This window comes from Phaeobacter piscinae, from assembly GCF_002407245.1.
In the GTDB taxonomy this organism is placed as follows: Bacteria; Pseudomonadota; Alphaproteobacteria; order Rhodobacterales; family Rhodobacteraceae; genus Phaeobacter; species Phaeobacter piscinae.
Window position 1 is genome coordinate 3,047,024 of record NZ_CP010681.1, and the last position, 19,310, is coordinate 3,066,333.

The 19,310-nt window shown below is 58.7% G+C and carries 13 protein-coding genes and 1 tRNA gene; 3 read left to right on the forward strand and 11 right to left on the reverse strand.

Going from position 1 to position 19,310, the window contains the following annotated elements; all coding sequences use genetic code 11:
* Positions 1 to 112 precede the first annotated feature (112 nt).
* From rpoC to rplK, 6 genes are all read right to left on the reverse strand, one after another.
* On the reverse strand, positions 113 to 4,354 hold the full coding sequence (gene rpoC / locus phaeop14_RS14430) for a DNA-directed RNA polymerase subunit beta' (protein WP_040173586.1): 4,242 nt from the start codon (positions 4,352 to 4,354) through the stop codon (positions 113 to 115).
* A gap of 51 nt (positions 4,355 to 4,405) precedes the next feature.
* Positions 4,406 to 8,542, reverse strand: coding sequence for a DNA-directed RNA polymerase subunit beta (rpoB, locus tag phaeop14_RS14435; protein ID WP_040182876.1), 4,137 nt, complete (start codon positions 8,540 to 8,542; stop codon positions 4,406 to 4,408).
* 274 nt (positions 8,543 to 8,816) lie between these two features.
* Positions 8,817 to 9,191: a 50S ribosomal protein L7/L12 gene (gene rplL, locus phaeop14_RS14440; protein WP_040173581.1), complete on the reverse strand. Its 375-nt coding sequence runs from the start codon at positions 9,189 to 9,191 to the stop codon at positions 8,817 to 8,819.
* 81 nt (positions 9,192 to 9,272) lie between these two features.
* Entirely contained in the window at positions 9,273 to 9,791 is a 519-nt protein-coding gene (gene rplJ / locus phaeop14_RS14445; protein WP_040173578.1) for a 50S ribosomal protein L10, read from the reverse strand.
* A 446-nt stretch (positions 9,792 to 10,237) separates the two neighbouring features.
* The gene (gene rplA / locus phaeop14_RS14450; protein WP_014878906.1) at positions 10,238 to 10,936 is read right to left on the reverse strand and encodes a 50S ribosomal protein L1; all 699 of its coding nucleotides are present in this window, start codon (positions 10,934 to 10,936) and stop codon (positions 10,238 to 10,240) included.
* A gap of 1 nt (position 10,937) precedes the next feature.
* Positions 10,938 to 11,363, reverse strand: coding sequence for a 50S ribosomal protein L11 (gene rplK, locus phaeop14_RS14455; protein ID WP_024095809.1), 426 nt, complete (start codon positions 11,361 to 11,363; stop codon positions 10,938 to 10,940).
* Positions 11,364 to 11,650: 287 nt separating this feature from the next.
* On the opposite strand from rplK, the gene phaeop14_RS14460 reads away from it, so the two are divergent.
* Positions 11,651 to 12,079 carry a RidA family protein gene (locus phaeop14_RS14460; protein ID WP_052465765.1) on the forward strand — a complete coding sequence of 143 codons (429 nt, stop codon included), beginning with the start codon at positions 11,651 to 11,653 and terminating at the stop codon, positions 12,077 to 12,079.
* Between the two features lie 133 nt (positions 12,080 to 12,212).
* On the opposite strand, the gene nusG is transcribed toward phaeop14_RS14460, so the two are convergent.
* The gene (nusG, locus tag phaeop14_RS14465) at positions 12,213 to 12,746 is read right to left on the reverse strand and encodes a transcription termination/antitermination protein NusG (RefSeq protein ID WP_072503622.1); all 534 of its coding nucleotides are present in this window, start codon (positions 12,744 to 12,746) and stop codon (positions 12,213 to 12,215) included.
* A 244-nt stretch (positions 12,747 to 12,990) separates the two neighbouring features.
* Positions 12,991 to 13,188, reverse strand: coding sequence for a preprotein translocase subunit SecE (secE, locus tag phaeop14_RS14470; protein ID WP_008560174.1), 198 nt, complete (start codon positions 13,186 to 13,188; stop codon positions 12,991 to 12,993).
* A gap of 325 nt (positions 13,189 to 13,513) precedes the next feature.
* Here secE and phaeop14_RS14475 point away from each other — a divergent pair, with 325 nt between their 5' ends.
* Positions 13,514 to 15,706 carry an O-linked N-acetylglucosamine transferase, SPINDLY family protein gene (locus tag phaeop14_RS14475; RefSeq protein WP_096789933.1) on the forward strand — a complete coding sequence of 731 codons (2,193 nt, stop codon included), beginning with the start codon at positions 13,514 to 13,516 and terminating at the stop codon, positions 15,704 to 15,706.
* 167 nt (positions 15,707 to 15,873) lie between these two features.
* Here phaeop14_RS14475 and phaeop14_RS14480 read toward each other — a convergent pair.
* Positions 15,874 to 15,949, reverse strand: a tRNA-Trp gene (locus tag phaeop14_RS14480).
* Positions 15,950 to 16,101: 152 nt separating this feature from the next.
* On the opposite strand from phaeop14_RS14480, the gene phaeop14_RS14485 reads away from it, so the two are divergent.
* Positions 16,102 to 16,812, forward strand: a complete 711-nt coding sequence (locus tag phaeop14_RS14485) for a lysophospholipid acyltransferase family protein (protein ID WP_158524516.1) — start codon at positions 16,102 to 16,104, stop codon at positions 16,810 to 16,812.
* A 404-nt stretch (positions 16,813 to 17,216) separates the two neighbouring features.
* On the opposite strand, the gene tuf is transcribed toward phaeop14_RS14485, so the two are convergent.
* Positions 17,217 to 18,392, reverse strand: a complete 1,176-nt coding sequence (gene tuf, locus phaeop14_RS14490) for an elongation factor Tu (RefSeq protein WP_024095804.1) — start codon at positions 18,390 to 18,392, stop codon at positions 17,217 to 17,219.
* A 262-nt stretch (positions 18,393 to 18,654) separates the two neighbouring features.
* Positions 18,655 to 19,266: a hypothetical protein gene (locus phaeop14_RS14495; RefSeq protein WP_040176076.1), complete on the reverse strand. Its 612-nt coding sequence runs from the start codon at positions 19,264 to 19,266 to the stop codon at positions 18,655 to 18,657.
* Between the last annotated feature and the right edge of the window lie 44 nt (positions 19,267 to 19,310).

A 19,310-nucleotide genomic window follows, 5' to 3' on the forward strand; every position in this document is an offset into this window, starting at 1 on the left:
GAAAGTCGGCAAGGTCCCGGGAGCGGGCCATCATGGTTTGCGGACACCTCCAAACAAAAGCCCCCCGCAACATCGGTTGCGAGGGGCTGTTTTCATTTCAGATCAGCGTGGATCAGTCGCGGCTCTCTGGGGTTTCCACCAGATTGTCGAGGCTATCCTCGGTGGCGACGTCATCCATCGACGGGGCAGCCAGTGCGGCGGCGGCTTCTGCCTCCTCGCGGCGTGCGTCAAGGACGACATTGTCACGCGACTGAGCGATGTTGCGCACCCGCTGGGTGGCACCACCGGTACCGGCCGGGATCAGGCGACCCACGATGACGTTCTCTTTCAGGCCAACCAGCTTGTCCTTCTTGCCCTGTACCGATGCTTCGGTGAGGACACGGGTGGTCTCCTGGAAGGAGGCCGCCGAGATGAAGGAGCGGGTCTGCAGCGACGCCTTGGTGATACCCAAGAGGATCGGCTCACCTTGAGCAGGACGCTTGCCACGGGCCAGCGCCTTCTCGTTGGCGGTGTCGAACTCCTGCTTGTCCACATGCTCACCTTTCAGCAGCGTTGTGTCACCGGAGTCGGAGATCTCCCACTTCTGCAGCATCTGGCGAACGATCACCTCGATGTGCTTGTCGTTGATCTTCACACCCTGCAGGCGATAGACGTCCTGAACCTCGTCGATCATGTAGTTCGCCAGAGCCTCGACACCCATAATGGACAGGATGTCATGCGGCGCCGGGTTGCCGTCCATGATGTAGTCGCCCTTCTGGACGAAGTCACCTTCCTGAACCGGAATGTGCTTGCCCTTGGGCACCATGTATTCGACGGGCTCCATCGACTCATCAGCAGGCTCGATCGAGATGCGGCGCTTGTTCTTATAGTCGCGGCCAAAGCGCACGTAACCATCGATTTCAGCGATGATCGCGTGATCCTTGGGACGACGGGCTTCGAACAGTTCCGCAACCCGTGGCAGACCACCGGTGATGTCCTTGGTCTTGGCGCCTTCGCGCGGGATACGCGCGACAACGTCACCTGCCATGATCTGCTGGCCTTCTTCGACCGACAGGATGGCGTCCACGGACATCGGATAGGTCAGCGGGTTGCCCGCATCGCTGCGCACCGGCTCGCCATCGCCATCCACCAGGATGATTTCAGGCTTGAGGTCAGAGCCCTTGGGAGCCGCACGCCAGTCGATCACGATCTTCTGGGTCATGCCGGTGGCTTCGTCGGTCTCATCCCGCACAGCGATACCGGAGACCAGGTCCACATATTTTGCGGTACCGGGTTTCTCGGCGATGATCGGCAGGGTGTAGGGATCCCATTCGAACAGCTTGTCGCCACGGGCCACGGTCTGGCCTTCCTTGACGAACAGTTTGGAGCCGTAACCCAGCTTGTGGCTGGCGCGCTCTTCCCCGTGCTCGTCCTGAATGATCAGCTTCATGTTCCGCCCAACAACCAGGGTCTCGCCGTTGGCGTTTTCCAGGGTCTGCGGCATCTCGAAGACGATCTTGCCCTCTTGCGAGGCTTCGAGGAAAGACTGCTGGCCACCCTGAGCAACGCCGCCGATGTGGAAGGTCCGCATCGTCAGCTGTGTACCGGGTTCACCGATCGACTGCGCGGCGATGATGCCGACAGCTTCACCGGTGTTCACCTGCGTACCACGGGCCAGGTCACGGCCATAGCACTGGGCACAAACGCCTTCTTCGGCCTCACAGGTCAGCGGCGAGCGGATACGGGTCGACTGAACGCCGGCCTCTTCCACTGCATCTGCCATGCGCTCGTCGATCAGCTGGCCAACGGCCACGATGATCTCCTCGGTGCCCGGCTTCTTGATATCCTCAGCCGCAACACGACCCAGAATACGCTCGCCAAGCGACGCCACAACCTCACCGTCGTTGACCGCTGCCTCAGCAGTGATCGCGGCCTCGGTGCCACAGTCACGATCGCGCACGATGCAGTCCTGTGCCACGTCAACCAGACGACGGGTCAGGTAACCCGAGTTCGCAGTCTTCAGAGCGGTGTCCGACAGACCCTTACGGGCACCGTGGGTCGAGTTGAAGTACTCGAGAACGGTCAGACCTTCTTTAAAGTTCGAGATGATCGGGGTCTCGATGATGTCGCCATTCGGCTTCGCCATCAGGCCGCGCATCCCGCCCAGCTGTTTCATCTGGGTGACCGAGCCACGCGCACCGGAGTGAGCCATCATGTAAACCGAGTTCGGTTCCATCACGGCGCCAGCCTCGTTGCGCTTGTCTGCGGAGATGGTGCCCATCATCGCATCGGTGACCTTGTCGTTACACTTCGACCAGGCATCGACAACTTTGTTGTACTTTTCACCCTGAGTGATCAGGCCGTCCATGTACTGCTGTTCGAAGTCCTTCACCTGATCGCGGGTCTCATCGACCAGCGTCCATTTGGTGTCGGGGATCACCATGTCGTCCTTGCCGAACGAAATGCCCGCCTTGAACGCTTCACGGAAGCCCATGGTCATGATCTGATCACAGAAGATCACGGACTCTTTCTGACCGCAGTAACGGTAGACGGTGTCAATGACCTGCTGAACCTCTTTCTTCCGCAGAAGACGGTTGACCAGCTCAAACGGTGCCTTGACGTTTTTCGGCAGCAACGCGCCCAGACGGACCCGGCCCGGGGTGGTCTCAAAACGCTTGAGAACCTCGTTGCCTTCTTCGTCGATCTGGGTGATCCGCGCTGTGATCTTGGTGTGCAGGTGCACTTCGCCGGCGTCCAGCGCGTGCTGAACCTCGTCGATGGTCCCAAAGATCTTGCCTTCACCGGGCATGCCTTCACGTTCCAGGGTCACATAGTAGAGACCCAGGATCATATCCTGCGAAGGAACGATGATCGGCGCGCCGTTGGCGGGCGACAGAACGTTGTTCGTAGACATCATCAGAACACGCGCTTCCAGCTGGGCCTCAAGGCTCAGCGGAACGTGAACCGCCATCTGGTCACCGTCGAAGTCCGCGTTGAACGCCGAGCAGACCAGCGGGTGCAGCTGAATAGCTTTACCTTCGATCAGCGTGGGTTCAAACGCCTGAATGCCAAGACGGTGCAGCGTCGGCGCACGGTTCAACATCACCGGATGTTCGCGAATAACCTCATCGAGGATATCCCACACTTCGGGGCGCTCTTTTTCGACCAGCTTCTTCGCCTGTTTCACGGTGGAGGACAGACCTTTGGCCTCCAGACGCGAATAGATGAAGGGCTTGAACAGTTCGAGCGCCATCTTTTTCGGTAGACCGCACTGGTGCAGCTTCAGCTCGGGGCCGGTCACAATGACCGAACGACCGGAGAAGTCGACCCGCTTACCCAAAAGGTTCTGACGGAAGCGACCCTGCTTACCTTTCAGCATGTCGGACAGCGATTTCAGCGGACGCTTGTTGGCGCCCGTGATCACGCGGCCACGACGGCCGTTGTCGAACAGAGCGTCCACGGATTCCTGCAACATCCGCTTTTCGTTGCGGACGATGATGTCGGGTGCGCGCAGTTCGATCAGACGCTTCAGACGGTTGTTCCGGTTGATCACACGGCGGTACAGGTCGTTCAGGTCGGAGGTCGCAAAACGGCCCCCGTCCAGCGGCACCAGCGGGCGCAGTTCCGGCGGGATCACGGGAATGACGGTCATGACCATCCATTCCGGGCGGTTGCCGGATTCCAGGAAGCTTTCAACCACCTTCAGGCGCTTGATGATCTTCTTGGGCTTCAGTTCGCCTGTGGCTTCGGCCAGCTCTGCGCGCAGATGCTCGGCTTCAGCTTCCAGATCGATCGCGGCCAGCATTTCACGGATCGCTTCAGCGCCGATGTTGGCGGTGAAGGCGTCCATGCCGAACTGGTCCTGAGCGTCCATGTATTCTTCTTCGGTCATCATCTGGCCGTAGGTGAGGTCGGTCAGACCCGGCTCGATGACAACGTAGTTTTCGAAATACAGAACCCGCTCCAGATCGCGCAGAGTCATGTCCAGCATCAGGCCGATGCGCGACGGCAGCGACTTGAGGAACCAGATATGCGCAACCGGCGACGCCAGCTCGATGTGGCCCATGCGCTCGCGGCGGACCTTTTGCAGGGTGACTTCCACACCGCATTTTTCGCAGACAACGCCGCGATATTTCATGCGCTTATATTTGCCGCACAGACATTCGTAGTCTTTGATCGGGCCAAAGATGCGCGCGCAGAACAGACCGTCGCGTTCGGGTTTGAACGTCCGGTAGTTGATGGTTTCCGGCTTTTTGATCTCGCCGTAGGACCACGACAGGATCCGCTCGGGCGATGCCAGCGACACCTTGATCTCATCAAAGACCTTCGGCGGCGTGAGCGGGTTGAACGGATTATTCGTCAGTTCCTGGTTCATTTTGATACCTCAAATTCGTGCAGAAAGGAGAGAAAGCAAGGGCCGAGGCCCTTACTCCTCACCCTCTGCATCCAGGAGTTCCATATTCAGGCCGAGGCCACGGACTTCTTTCACCAGAACGTTAAACGATTCCGGTACGCCCGCTTCAAAGTTGTCCTCGCCCTTGACGATCGATTCATAGACCTTGGTCCGGCCTGCAACGTCATCCGATTTCACGGTGAGCATCTCCTGCAGGGTGTAGGCGGCGCCATAGGCTTCCAGAGCCCAGACTTCCATCTCACCAAAGCGCTGACCACCGAACTGCGCCTTACCACCCAGCGGCTGCTGAGTAACGAGGGAGTACGGGCCGGTCGAGCGCGCGTGGATCTTGTCGTCGACCAGGTGGTGCAGTTTCAGCAGGTATTTGATGCCAACGGTCACAGGACGGGCAAACTGCTCGCCGGTGCGGCCATCAAACAGGATGGATTGACCGGAGGTGTCAAAGCCAGCGCGCACCAGAGCGTCGTTGACGTCGGCCTCTTTGGCGCCGTCAAAGACTGGTGTTGCGATCGGCACACCACGGGTCACATTGCCTGCGGCCTCAACCAGATCGGTCTCGGTCATGTCGGCAATACCTTCACCGTAGACATCGTCACCATAGGCATGATGCATCGCTTCGCGAACCGGGGTCAGATCGCCCGAACGACGGTACTCCTGCAGCGCATCGTCAACTTTGATGCCTAGACCGCGTGCGGCCCAACCCATGTGGGTCTCCAGAATCTGACCAACGTTCATCCGCGACGGAACACCCAGCGGGTTCAGACAGAAATCGACCGGGGTACCATCAGCGAGGAACGGCATGTCCTCCATCGGCACCACTTTCGAGATCACACCTTTGTTCCCGTGACGACCGGCCATCTTGTCGCCCGGCTGAAGCTTGCGCTTCACCGCGATGAAGACTTTGACCATCTTCATCACGCCCGGCGGCAGATCATCGCCGCGACGCACTTTCTCGACCTTGTCTTCAAAACGGGCATCCAAAGCACGTTTCTGTGCTTCGTACTGCTCGTTCAGGGCCTCGACAACCTGTGCGCTCTGCTCGTCTTCAAGCGCCAGCATCCACCACTGACCGCGGCTGAGTGTGTCCAGCAGCTCCTCGGTGATTTCAGAACCGGCCTTGATGCCCTTGGGGCCTTTGACAGCGGTTTTACCCAGCAGCATGCCGCGCAGACGCGCATAGATGTTGCGGTCCAGAATGCCCATCTCGTCGTCCCGGTCACGGGCCAGACGCTCGACTTCTTCACGCTCGATCTGCAGCGCACGCTCGTCTTTTTCGACGCCGTGACGGTTGAAGACACGCACCTCAACCACAGTCCCGTAGTCACCCGGCTTCACGCGCAGCGAAGTGTCGCGCACGTCAGATGCTTTTTCACCAAAGATGGCGCGCAGCAGCTTTTCTTCCGGGGTCATCGGGCTTTCGCCCTTGGGTGTGATCTTACCGACGAGGATATCGCCCGGTTCCACATCCGCACCGATGTAAACAATGCCCGCCTCATCGAGGTTGCGCAGCGCTTCTTCACCGACGTTCGGAATGTCGCGGGTGATCTCTTCCGGCCCAAGCTTGGTATCACGGGCGGCGACTTCGAATTCCTCGATGTGGATCGAGGTGAAGACGTCGTCACGCGCGATACGCTCGGAGATCAGGATGGAGTCTTCGTAGTTGTAGCCATTCCAGGGCATGAAGGCCACGACGACGTTTTTACCCAGAGCCAGTTCACCCATATCGGTGGACGGACCGTCGGCAATCACTTCGCCCTTGCGGACTTCCTGGCCTACTTTCACCAGCGGACGCTGGTTGATGCAGGTGTTCTGGTTCGAACGCTGGAACTTGCGCATGCGGTAGATGTCCACACCCGCATCACCCATTTCGAGGTCAGAGGTCGCCCGGATCACGATACGCTGTGCGTCGATCTGGTCGATGATACCGCCGCGCTTGGCCATGATGGCCGCGCCGGAATCCCGTGCCACGATCTCTTCGATGCCGGTGCCGACCAGCGGTGCCTCTGCGCGCAGCAGCGGGACCGCCTGACGTTGCATGTTCGAGCCCATCAGAGCCCGGTTCGCATCGTCATTCTCCAGGAACGGGATCAGTGAGGCCGCAACGGAGACCAACTGCTTGGGCGAGACGTCGATCAAGTCCACGCTTTCACGCGGAGCCAGAGTATAATCGCCCGACTGACGGGTCGAAACCAGATCGTTGATGAACTTGCCATCTTCGTCCAGTGTCGCGTTCGCCTGCGCCACAGTGTGACGCATTTCTTCTGTCGCGGACATGTAGTGGACTTCGTCGGTCACCTTCGCCTCGTTGACGACACGGTAAGGTGTTTCGATGAAACCGTACTTGTTCACGCGGGCAAAGGTCGCCAGCGAGTTGATCAGACCAATGTTCGGGCCTTCCGGTGTCTCAATCGGGCACATCCGACCATAGTGGGTCGGGTGAACGTCGCGCACCTCAAAGCCAGCACGCTCACGGGTCAAACCGCCAGGCCCAAGCGCCGAGAGGCGACGCTTGTGCGTCACTTCGGAGAGCGGGTTGGTTTGGTCCATGAACTGAGACAGCTGCGAGGAGCCGAAGAATTCACGGACAGCCGCGGCAGCCGGTTTTGCGTTGATCAGATCCTGCGGCATGACGGTGTCGATCTCAACGGAGGACATCCGTTCCTTGATCGCACGCTCCATGCGCAGAAGGCCGACGCGGTACTGGTTTTCCATCAGCTCGCCAACGGAGCGCACACGACGGTTACCAAGGTGGTCGATGTCGTCGATGTCGCCCTTGCCGTCGCGCAGCTCAACCAGCGCCTTGATGCAGGAGATGATGTCTTCTTTGCGAAGGGTCCGCTGAGTGTCCTCAGCATCCAGAGCAAGGCGCATGTTCATCTTCACACGGCCAACGGCGGAGAGGTCATAGCGCTCGGAATCGAAGAACAGCGTGTCAAACAGCGCGGAGGCTGCTTCGACGGTCGGCGGCTCACCCGGGCGCATGACGCGGTAGATATCCATGAGCGCGGTGTCGCGACCCATGTTCTTATCCTGCGCCATGGTGTTGCGCATGTAGGGGCCGACGTTGATGTTGTCGATGTCCAGAACCGGGATGTCGGTGATACCGGCATCGATCAGTTCCTTGACAGTCCCACCAATCAACTCGCCGCCTTTGTCGTACTCAAGAGTCAGCTCATCGCCGGCCTCGACATAGATGGCGCCGTTTTCTTCGTTGATGATATCCTTGGCGACAAATTTGCCAACGATATGCTCAAACGGCACCAGAAGGTCGGTGATGTTGCCTTCGTCGATCATCTTCTTGACGGCGCGCGGCGTGACCTTCTTGCCTGCTTCGGCAAAGATCTCACCAGTGGCTGCGTCAACCAGATCATAGGTCGGACGGGTGCCGCGCACGCGCTCGGGGAAGAACGGCGTGACCCAGCCACGGCTCTTCTCAAGCTTGAAGTTCACGGTGTTGTAATAGGCATCCATGATGCCTTCCTGATCGAGACCCAGAGCATACAGCAGGGTTGTCACAGGCAGTTTGCGGCGACGGTCGATACGCGCAAAGACGATGTCCTTGGCGTCAAATTCGAAGTCCAGCCAGGAGCCGCGATACGGGATGATGCGGCAGGCAAACAGCAGCTTACCCGAAGAATGCGTCTTGCCCTTGTCGTGATCAAAGAACACGCCCGGCGAACGGTGCATCTGGGATACGATCACACGCTCGGTGCCGTTGACCACAAAGGTGCCGTTTGGCGTCATCAGGGGCATGTCGCCCATGTAGACGTCCTGTTCTTTGATGTCCTTCACCGACTTGGCGCCGGTATCTTCGTCCACATCAAAGACGATCAGACGCAATGTGACCTTCAGCGGAGCCGAGTAGGTCATGTCGCGCTGCATGCATTCCTCGACGTCGTACTTCGGACGCTCGAAGGAATATTTCACGAATTCCAGAACCGACGTCTCATTAAAGTCCTTGATCGGGAATACCGACTGGAACACGCCCATGATGCCTTCGCCGTCGAGCGGCTGTTCTGCATCACCAGAGCGCAGGAAGAGGTCGTAAGAAGATTTCTGGACCTCGATGAGGTTCGGCATGTCCAGGACTTCGCGGATTTTACCGTAGTATTTGCGAAGACGTTTCTGGCCAAGGAACGATTGAGCCATGTCAGATGTCACCTTTCCAATTCTCACTGAGCAAGGATGCCGCCGGGCCCCGGCACCTTACTCATACGAGACAGCGTGTTCGGATCAATTCATGACCACCTTCCCGAATGGTGGCCTCCCGATCCTTTGAACCTCGCCTGAAAAAACGCCCGTAAATTTGGGCCCTTTCTAAGACAGGTTCGGCTGGACCCGGTTTTCACCGGGCCCAGCCAAATTTCCGGGATGTTCAGAGGGTGCCGAAACCGACCCCCAGTGTTGTCCCGTATCGCGTAGCTTAGGCCAGCTCGACTTCGGCGCCAGCTGCTTCCAGCTTGCCTTTGATGTCTTCTGCTTCGGCTTTGTCCACGCCTTCTTTGATCTTGCCGCCAGCTTCAACCAGCTCTTTGGCTTCTTTCAGGCCAAGACCGGTGATGCCGCGAACTTCTTTGATCACGTTGATTTTGGACGAACCAGCGTTTTTCAGAACGACGTCAAATTCGGTCTTTTCTTCTTCCGCTGCGCCACCGGCGTCGCCGCCAGCTGCCATGACAACTGCGCCGCCAGCTGCGGGCTCGATGCCATACTCATCCTTCAGGATGGTTTTCAGTTCTTGTGCTTCAAGCAGGGTCAGACCAACGATGTCTTCTGCCAGTTTCTTCAGATCAGCCATTTTATCAGCTCTTTCCGTTTACAGTGTGTGTGTTCCAACGTGCGGGCTGATGCCCGACGCCAGTCATTCAGTGCCAACCGCTTACGCAGCTTCCGCCTTCTCTTCGATGGTCGAAAGGATGCTTGCGATGTTGCTTGCAGGTGCGCCAATCGCACCGGCGATGTTGGAAGCAGGTGCGCCGAGCATGCCTGCGATCTGAGCAATAAGCTCGTCGCGCGAAGGCATTTTCGACACGGCTTCAACGCCGGCACGGTCAAGAGCGTTCTCGCCCATTGCACCGCCAAGGATTTCGAACTTTTTGTTCTCCTTGGCGAAGCCCTCGGCCACCTTGGCTGCTGCCACGGGGTCCTCGGAATAGGTCAGAACGGTCATCCCTGTCAGCAGGTCAGACATGCTTTCACACGGCTTACCCTCGAGGGCGATTTTGGCGAGCCTGTTCTTGGCAACACGCACGGAGCTCCCGGCGTCGCTTGCGCGCGCCCGCAGATCCTGCATCTCTGCAACTGTCAGACCGGTGTAGTGGGCTACGACCACCACGCCAGAGCTTTCGAAGATCTGGCCGAGTTCCTCGACCACTCTCTCTTTCTGGGCTCTATCCACAGTTCTCTCCAAGTTTAGGGACACTTTCGCATCCCGGCTCATTGATGTGCCGAACATTGCTGTTCGGCGTTCAAGTCCGTTTTAACGGGGTGAGCCAAAATCACCCGAGGGTAGGAATTCCCTCGATCCTTTGGTCGTTCCCGTCTCAGGAGGGAAATTAAGACCCGATCGACAGGCCACCCACCATCTTGGACGAAATGAAATAAAGCGCACGACGAATCGCACGCTTTATCTCGCGGTCGTAGTTAGTCCCATTTTAGGGGTTTTCCAAGGGCAAAATTGCCTCAGGGCCCAACAGGGGCGGGATCAGCCGAAATCCTGGCAAGGACAGCCCCGAAATGCAAAACCGGGGACCCCTGCAAGGGACCCCCGGTCTATCGCTGATGGATACGATCTACGGCAGAGCGACATAGCGCACCACCAAACTATCGTCCCGCCTGCCGAGATTACTCGGTAACGGCGGTTTCCACGTCAACAGTGACGCCCGGACCCATGGTGGAGGACAGAGCGATTTTCTTCATATAGGCGCCTTTGGCACCAGCCGGCTTGGCCTTGGCCACTGCCGAGATGAACGCCTTGACGTTCTCGATCAGCTTGGCCTCGTCGAAGGACGCTTTGCCGACGCCTGCGTGGACAACGCCGCCTTTTTCAGCCTTGAACTGAACTTCGCCACCTTTGGCTGCTTCCACGGCTGCTTTCACGTCCATGGTCACGGTGCCAACCTTGGGGTTCGGCATCAGGTTGCGAGGGCCAAGCACTTTGCCCAGACGGCCGACGATCGGCATCATGTCCGGGGTTGCAATGCAGCGATCAAAATCGATGGTGCCGCCCTGGATGGTTTCCATCAGGTCTTCTGCACCGACGATGTCCGCGCCAGCTTCTTTGGCTTCGTCAGCTTTCGCGCCACGGGCGAAAACAGCAACACGCATGTCTTTGCCGGTGCCGTTGGGCAGACCGATAACGCCGCGAACCATCTGGTCTGCGTGACGGGTGTCAACGCCGAGGTTCAGGGCGATTTCGATGGTTTCATCGAATTTTGCGTTTGCGTTCGCCTTGATCAGAGCGACCGCTTCTTCCACCGACAGGTTGTCCTTGCCAGCGAAAGCTTCGCGCGCAGCGCGGGTCCGTTTACCGAGCTTAGCCATCTTACTTCACCTCGATGCCCATGGAGCGGGCAGAGCCCAGGATGATCTGCATTGCGGCGTCGATGTCGTTCGCGTTCAGATCTTTCATTTTCGCTTCGGCGATCTCTTTCACCTGAGCGACGCTGACGGTGCCAACGGTTTCACGCGACGGGTTGTTCGCGCCGGATTTTACCTTGGCGGCCTTCTTCAGGTAGTAAGACGCGGGCGGCGTCTTGATGTCCATGGTGAAGGACTTGTCCTGATAGTAGGTGATCACGGTCGGGCACGGCGCGCCGGGCTCCATGTCTGCGGTCTTGGCGTTGAACGCCTTGCAGAATTCCATGATGTTGATGCCACGCTGACCCAGCGCCGGACCAACCGGCGGGGACGGGTTTGCCTTACCGGCGGGCACTTGCAGCTTCATTGTGCCAACAAGCTTCTTAGCCATTTGGTAGTCCTTTCAACGAAGATGGGACGCGTCCCATCCGGTGTATGTTGCGTGGTCCGATGTCAGGATCGCGATCCATCCATCTCCCACGAGAGAATCTCGCCCGGAGGCGATAGAGGCGGCGTGTATAGGGGAATGCGGGGGTTGGCAAGTGGGGGAGCGGGACAAAACCATGTCAGCTTTGAGCCGATAGCAAATCTCAAAATCACACCAAATCTAATCCGAATGACCGCAAAGGAGTTGGCTGATAGCCTCGTGGAGAATACCAAAAAGTTGAGGACTACCAGATGAAAAAAAGGGTAAATATAAACAGCGATAACGTTTGGCGAAGTGTTGATTATCCCATGAATCAAGCGGTCGTTGAACCAGATGGGCGTCGCATCCATCTCTCCGGACAAGTTGCGTGGGACGCGGACTTCAACGCTCTGCACTTGGGGGATGCTGCGTCGCAAACAAAGGCGGCTTTCGAAAATATTAACAAGGTCTTGGCGGCCGCTGGCGGAAAGTTGGACGATATCGTTACGCTTACAACGTACTACGTTCGCGAGCAGGATAAGGAGTTAATCACCGAGGCGCGCCGCTCCATTCTGAATAGAGAATTCGGACCTGCGACAACCGGCATTCAGGTCGCAAAAATCTGGAATGATGACCTACTTGTCGAAGTAGTTGCGACAGCCGTCATACCTGAAGAACGTTTCCGAAAACTCGACGAATAGACTGGTCGTGGGTCGTTCACCATCAATCCGGCGTTTATCGGACCGTTATGTCGACACAGCCGCCGTTCAAAACAAAACGCCGCGAGCTTGAGGCTTCGCGGCGTTCTATTTGAATTCGGTTAGAATGAGCCAATCACCCCTGCTTGGTCACCTGGGTGAAGTCCAGCTCCACCGGGGTCTCGCGGCCGAAGATAGACACGGTGACCTTGAGCTTTTGATTGTCGTCGTCGACGCCTTCGACCATACCATCGAAATCCTCGAACGGGCCGTCGTTGACCTTGACGCGCTCACCGACCTCGTAAGAGATCAGCGTGCGTGGCGCTTCTTCGCCTTCTTGGACGCGGCCGAGGATTCCCTGCACCTCAGCGTCGCGCATCGGCATCGGGCGGCCTTGCGGCCCGAGGAAACCGGTCACACGATTGATCGAAGAGATCAGGTGGTAGCCGCGGTCGGACATTTCCATATGCACCAGCACGTAACCGGGCATGAAGCGACGCTCGGTCGAGACTTTCTTGCCACGGCGAATTTCAATCACCTCTTCGGTGGGGACCAGAACTTCGTCGATCTCGTCTTCAAGGCCCTGTTCTGCGACCGACGTGCGGATCTGCTCTGCGATTTTCTTTTCGAAGTTCGAAAGAACGCTGACCGAATACCACCGTTTCGCCATGAACCTGATCGTCCTTGTGTCTCTTGGCCGACAAGACTGTCGTGCCGCTGCTGAAATAAGATACAGCCTCTCAGGGCTGCCCTCTAACAAAAAGCGGCGCGCGACACGAATCGCCACACGCCTACGTCAGAGTTACGCGCTCACCTATCGCCCCGGGAGTCCAAGATCAAGAGGAGAGCCGTCAATTGCAATGACCCAACCGCCTGTGTCGCAACACTGCGCAACGGAGGGTCGTCAGGCTGAGTTAGCCGAACATGCCCAAGATGCCCTCAAGCCCAAAGCGGATCAGAATGTCCACAATGGCAAAGAACACGGCCGTAAGCGCCGCCATGACGAACACCATCACGGTGGTCAGCAGCACCTCACGGCGGGTCGGCCATACGACCTTGGAAACTTCGGCGCGAACCTGCTGGATGAACTGGACGGGGTTGGTGGTGGCCATGAGGCGGGATTCTCTCTGCTAGCAATCAAGCAGCGATTTAACCGCAGACCATGGCAATTTCAAGCCCCGCTGGAGATCGCGCACCGGCAGCTGGGGTCCAATGTCTGTTTGACAAGCACCAGACCGTTGCCCGTCAGGATACCGCTGCTCTTGACCCGCCGACCGGCCGCCTTACCACGCCTCTAGGAAATCGGCGCTCCAACCGGCGTCAGTGCAGTCAATTCTATCTTAATTTTCGAGAGGCATAAACATCGACACTGGGAAGCGCGGATGCCACCACATTACGCCCTGCCCGTTACCGAGCGCGATTATGAGATAGGATTCCATGACCCTCGCAAAGAATGACCCACAGGCAACCGGCCTGAGCCACACCACCCCAGTAGGGGCCGCCACCCAGCGCGAAGCGCAGGCGACCCCACCGCTGACCATGCAGATTTCCGGCAAACTTTCCGGCCGCGGCACCCGACTGCCACAGCAAAAAGACATCAAGCTGGACCCAGAACTGCAGGAGCAACTGACCGCGCTGTTTCAGCACGGGCAATATCAGCAAGCTGCCACCCAATGTGCCGAGTTGCTCAACAGCCATCGCAAATCTGCATTCCTCTGGGAGCTTCTGGGGCGCTGCCACCTAGCCCAGACGGCGCTAGATGAAGCTGCGACATGTTTGAACAAGGCCTGTGAGCTGAATCCAACCTCTGCCACGACTTTCGCAGCGATGGGCGATGTCTATCGCCTACAGAATCGATCCGAAGACGCAGTCGCCCTTTATAGAAAGGCACTGGCGCTCGATTCGACCTGTTTGCCTGCGCTTAATAATCTAGGCAACACTCTGCTGGATCAGGATCGCATCATCGAAGCAGACCAGTGCTTTGCTAATGCGATTGATCAGGCGCCAGATAATGCGCAGTTGCTCTACAACCGCGCCAATATCCAGCGTCAGCTTGGCAATCTGGGTATCGCGCGCGATCTTTATGGACAGGCTGCACGATTTGCGCCGGGTTTCTTGGAGGCCCGCTATAATCTCGCCCAGCTTACCGGCATGGCTGGCGACCGGGTTGAGGCGATACGCAATCTGGAACAGATCCTGCTGGCCCGCCCAAACGATGATCGTGCCCGCGCCCAGAAGCTGCGCCTGATGGCAGATCTCTGTGACTGGCGCTGGCTGGATGAATATCAGGATCACCGCCGCCATCTGGGACTGCGCGGCTCCGCCTGTGCGCCGCAGGCTCAGATTGGCCTCGAGGACAATCCCGACCTCCTGCGCATCCGGATGCAGGCCCATGCCAGCGCCGGGTTGCAGGCGGACCCGGCGCCGCAACGCCCAAGGGCAGAAACCCGGCCCCAGCAGCTTCGTGTCGGCTATTTTGTCAGCTCAGCTCAGGATTTGGACGCACTGCGCCTGCTCGACAGCCTGCTGGCCCGCCATGATCAGAGCCGATTCTCCCTATATGTCTACACCGCCAGCGCGCCACGCGCTGATCTGGTCGGCGTCCTGCACCGCGACATTCGCGGACTATCGCCCACCACGATCAAGACGCAGGCCGTGGCAGACCAGCTGGATATTGCGATTGATCTGACCAGCTACACCCATGAGGCTGACGCGACCGTATTCTCGGCCCGGATTGCGCCGGTGCAAGTTGCCATGCCAGGCTTCCCCGGCACCATGGGCACCCCAGCCTATGATTATATCCTCGGGGATGCGGTCACCTGCCCGCCCGGCAGTGAGCGGTATTTCGAGGAACATCTGATCCGCATGCCGCACAGCTACCTGAGTGTTTCAGGTCCGCAGGATCTGTCTGGGCATCAGTTCAGCCGTCGCGACTGCGGTCTGCCCGATGAGGCATTTGTGTTCTGTAGTTTCACCGCCAGCCACGCGGTAACCCCGCGTGAGTTCGATATCTGGATGCGCCTGCTGACCAAGATCGATGGCAGCGTGCTCTGGCTGGCGGACTACGCTGAGGAGGCACAGGCAGCGCTACGCACGGCGGCAGGCGATCGCTCCGTCGACCCGAGCCGCCTAATCTTTGCCGCCCCCTGCACCGGTGAAGAGCGGATGGCCCGCAGCATGGTTGCAGATCTCTTCCTCGATAGCTTTACCCTTAATGCCGGCCCAGCCGCCCGCGATGCGTTGGTTGCCGGGCTGCCCGTGCTGACAATGGCTGGCCGCCAGTTCGCTGCCCGCACCACCGCCAGTCTGCTGGCTGCTGCCCATATGGAGGAGCTGGTTACAACCACCCCCCAGGCCTATGAGGCGCGGGCGCAGACGCTGGCCGGAGATCGCGACCAGCTGATGGCGCTGCGCAGCAAACTGCGTCTGATGCAATCTAAGGCCCCTCTATTCGATACGGCGCGCTATATGCAGGATCTGGAGCGCGGGTTGGACATTGTGTTTGCACGGCATTGCGACGCCCTACCGCCTCAACACGTGGCGGTCCCGGCCGAGGATCCCCTGCCCAAACCGCCCGTCGACAGATTCTCCCACGGGAAAGTGGCCGCGCCGCCCATTCACGCGGCTTGATCACTGTATAGGCAAACCAACGCATTTGCCCTCGCTGCCCGAACAAGGCGGCGGGGGCATCCCGCGTGGATGCAGATCACTACCGCAGCCGTCTGCCCGCGATAGCACAGACAACAACTGATTGAGATCATCACGCAGCTGCCTGCGAGGTTGGAAAGTTTGGAAAATGGCAGGGGCATCAGGGTTCGAACCCGAGACCTACGGTTTTGGAGACCGTCGCTCTACCAACTGAGCTATACCCCTACGATGCGGCAGTTCCTAAGCCAGGGATGCGCCGCTGGCAAGAGGGAAATCGACGAAATCCCCCTGATTTCCGCGTCTCAGCCCGGGATGGCTGGTCCCGGCTGCCAGGCTCCAGTATGACAGGGCAAAGGATCCAGAAGAAAGAGCCCAGAGTGAGCCTGCGTAAGAAAATCGCCGACAGCCCGAAGGTGAATCGCGCCGTCGAGGCCCTATTGGCCGGCTATGTGCGATTCGCCTATCGAACCTCACGCTGGGAGCGTCGCGGATTTGAGGAGATGGATGCCTGCGTCGCCTCAGGGGAACCCGTGATCTTCGTGCTCTGGCACCAGCGGCTGATCATGGCCCCCTATCTGTTTGACACCTCTCTGGGCCGCATTTGTGCGCTGACCTCCGCCGCCCGTGCCGGGCGGCTGGCCGGACAGATTCTCGTCCGTCTGGGATTTGAGACCATCCCGATGTCCAGTCACAAACGCCACGTCGCCCTATCCCGCGAAGTGCTGCGCCGCACCAAAGAAGGCTGTTCCATCGGCATCGCCGCCGACGGACCGAGAGGCCCGGCCCGTATATCTTCGGGCGTGCCGATCACGTGGGCGCGGATGACCGGATGCCGTGTGTTCACCGTCGCTTTTGCAGAGCGGAAAGTGATCAAGCTGCCGACGTGGGATCAGCAAATGCTGCCCCTGCCATTTTCACATGGTGTTCTCCTCTGTCAGGAATGGACAGACGAGGTGCCGAAGAAGCCCACCGATGAGCAAGTGGAAACGTTGCGACTGAGCCTGCAGGCCTCACTGGATGCCATCACCAATGCGGCCGATACGGCGGTCGGGCGCGACGGTGAGGGGCAGAAGAACCCGGCAGGTTAGTTAATGCGTTTTTCGCCGCAGTTTCGATTCGTGGATTGATCACCGATACGCAGAGTATTCTTTGATCTCCGCCCACCGCCCCGAAGACCGCGCGGTTTGTGGACCTGCTTTCCTGCACTACCAGCAAGGTTCGGAAAAAGGCGTCCTCTGACGACACCAACCATGCCTTGGCAGAAATCCCCGTAACGCAGGTGTTCATGAAAGCCATAAGAGAAAACTCGACCGCTTTACCGTCTCGCTCAGGTAACTAATCGGCCTCTGCTCCGCCGACCTCAGCCCATAGAAAAAAGGCCGCCCCAGTTGGAGCGGCCTTTCTATCATCTCACCGGTGCGGGCTCTCGGCAGTTTTCCCGAAGGAAAACCGCCTGCCGCCACAGGCCAGAGTTTCCGTTGGAAACTCGACCTTACTCAGTGATTTTCGACACAACGCCAGCGCCGACGGTGCGGCCGCCTTCGCGGATCGCGAAGCGCAGGCCCTGCTCCATCGCGATCGGTGCGATCAGCTCGACGTCGAACTTCAGGTTGTCGCCCGGCATAACCATCTCGGTGCCCTCAGGCAGGGTCACGGTGCCGGTCACGTCGGTGGTGCGGAAGTAGAACTGCGGACGGTAGTTCGCGAAGAACGGGGTGTGACGACCACCTTCTTCTTTGGTGAGGATATAGGCCTCAGCTTCGAACTTGGTGTGCGGCTTCACGGAACCCGGCTTACACAGAACCTGACCACGCTCAACGCCGTCACGGTCGACACCGCGCAGCAGCGCGCCGATGTTGTCGCCTGCTTCACCACGATCCAGCAGCTTGCGGAACATTTCCACACCGGTACAGGTGGTGGTGGAGGTGTCACGGATACCAACGATTTCGATCGAGTCGCCAACGTTGATCACGCCGCGCTCAACACGACCGGTCACAACGGTACCACGACCGGAGATCGAGAACACGTCTTCGATCGGCATCAGGAACGGCTGGTCAACAGCACGCTCAGGGGTGTCGATGTAATCGTCAACAGCCGCCATCAGCTCCTTGATTTTCTCTTCGCCGATTTCAGGCTTGTTGCCTTCCATCGCCGCCAGAGCGGACCCTGCGATGATCGGGATATCGTCGCCGGGGTAGTCGTAGGACGACAGCAGCTCGCGGATTTCCATTTCGACCAGCTCCAGGAGCTCTTCGTCGTCAACCTGGTCCACTTTGTTCATGAACACGACCATCTTCGGGATGCCAACCTGGCGGCCCAGCAGGATGTGCTCGCGGGTCTGCGGCATCGGGCCGTCAGCAGCGTTCACAACCAGGATCGCGCCGTCCATCTGCGCCGCACCGGTGATCATGTTCTTCACATAGTCAGCGTGGCCGGGGCAGTCGACGTGGGCGTAGTGACGGCCTTCGGTCTCATATTCCACGTGCGCGGTGGAGATGGTGATCCCGCGCGCTTTCTCTTCAGGTGCGCCGTCGATCTGGTCGTAGGCTTTGAAGTCACCAAAATACTTGGTGATCGCTGCGGTCAGCGTGGTCTTGCCGTGGTCAACGTGGCCGATGGTGCCGATGTTGACGTGCGGTTTTGTACGTTCAAACTTTTCCTTAGCCATTCTGTAGGCGCCCTTTTGAATTGGGGGTCGGAACCCGACCCGAATTTCCTCTGCGCGCGCGGCTTATTTGGTTTGCGGGTGAAAATCAACCCGTTCCGGCACGTCGGCGCGCAAATCCCCACAAGATCGTAGAGAAGACCCCACAGCCCGCGTGCCCGGCTCATCGCAGTTGGCCTGATGTCAGGCCGAAGTCTCCAACTCGCGCGCTATGCGCGCGAATTTATGCCGCCTAGAACGCGATAAAAACTGCGATCTTGGACCGTTAGCCACCCACCGCTGCGGGCCCGGCGCTTGCGGCGCTGGCATCTTCGCTGAGGTCTGCAGCATCACTCTGCTCCGGCTCAAACCAGCCGTTGTCCTTGCGCTGCTCAACAAGCCAGTCTTCGATCTGGCCAACAGCATTGCGCGCAAGCCCCCGCATCTGCTCTTCCCGGGTGCGGGCGTGGCCCGATCCAACCAAGAAGCTGTCTGCGGTTGTCGTCTCGAAGACGGTGAATTTCTTCACGACCTTGTTCAGTTTGGTGCCTGCGGCGTCATCCCAGACAGTCACATTGATCGCCAGAACAGATTTCGGGCTAAGCACAAGCGGCACACCGCCGGGAGCAACAAAATAGCCCTCAACACTGATGCCGAAGTGATAGATCTTGTCGCCGTCATACTGGTTGAACCGGGCATCGACCTCATTGGTGAGAATATCGACCCACTCTTGCTTGGACACCTCGCGCGATCCCGGCACCATCTGCACCTTGGAGGCGATGACGATATTATGGCCCAGCTTGAAGGTTCCGAGATCCTCCAGCGGTTCGTCAGGCGCGGCTGCGGTACAGGCGGCAACGGCGACCATGGCGGCCAGGAGAGCGAAGATCCGGATCATAGCAGTCTCATTTCAATTAACGTGCGCCTTCAGATAGCCGCCCC

Bases quoted from the DNA above. Each gene is read 5' to 3' on its own strand.
- phaeop14_RS14475 (WP_096789933.1), top strand. From the start codon at position 13,514: ATGACCCTCGCAAAGAATGACCCACAGGCAACCGGCCTGAGCCACACC.
- rplA (WP_014878906.1), bottom strand. From the start codon at position 10,936: ATGGCTAAGCTCGGTAAACGGACCCGCGCTGCGCGCGAAGCTTTCGCT.
- phaeop14_RS14495 (WP_040176076.1), bottom strand. From the start codon at position 19,266: ATGATCCGGATCTTCGCTCTCCTGGCCGCCATGGTCGCCGTTGCCGCC.
- nusG (WP_072503622.1), bottom strand. From the start codon at position 12,746: ATGGCGAAACGGTGGTATTCGGTCAGCGTTCTTTCGAACTTCGAAAAG.
- rplL (WP_040173581.1), bottom strand. From the start codon at position 9,191: ATGGCTGATCTGAAGAAACTGGCAGAAGACATCGTTGGTCTGACCCTG.
- phaeop14_RS14460 (WP_052465765.1), top strand. From the start codon at position 11,651: ATGAAAAAAAGGGTAAATATAAACAGCGATAACGTTTGGCGAAGTGTT.
- rpoB (WP_040182876.1), bottom strand. From the start codon at position 8,542: ATGGCTCAATCGTTCCTTGGCCAGAAACGTCTTCGCAAATACTACGGT.
- tuf (WP_024095804.1), bottom strand. From the start codon at position 18,392: ATGGCTAAGGAAAAGTTTGAACGTACAAAACCGCACGTCAACATCGGC.
- rpoC (WP_040173586.1), bottom strand. From the start codon at position 4,354: ATGAACCAGGAACTGACGAATAATCCGTTCAACCCGCTCACGCCGCCG.
- rplK (WP_024095809.1), bottom strand. From the start codon at position 11,363: ATGGCTAAGAAGCTTGTTGGCACAATGAAGCTGCAAGTGCCCGCCGGT.
- secE (WP_008560174.1), bottom strand. From the start codon at position 13,188: ATGGCCACCACCAACCCCGTCCAGTTCATCCAGCAGGTTCGCGCCGAA.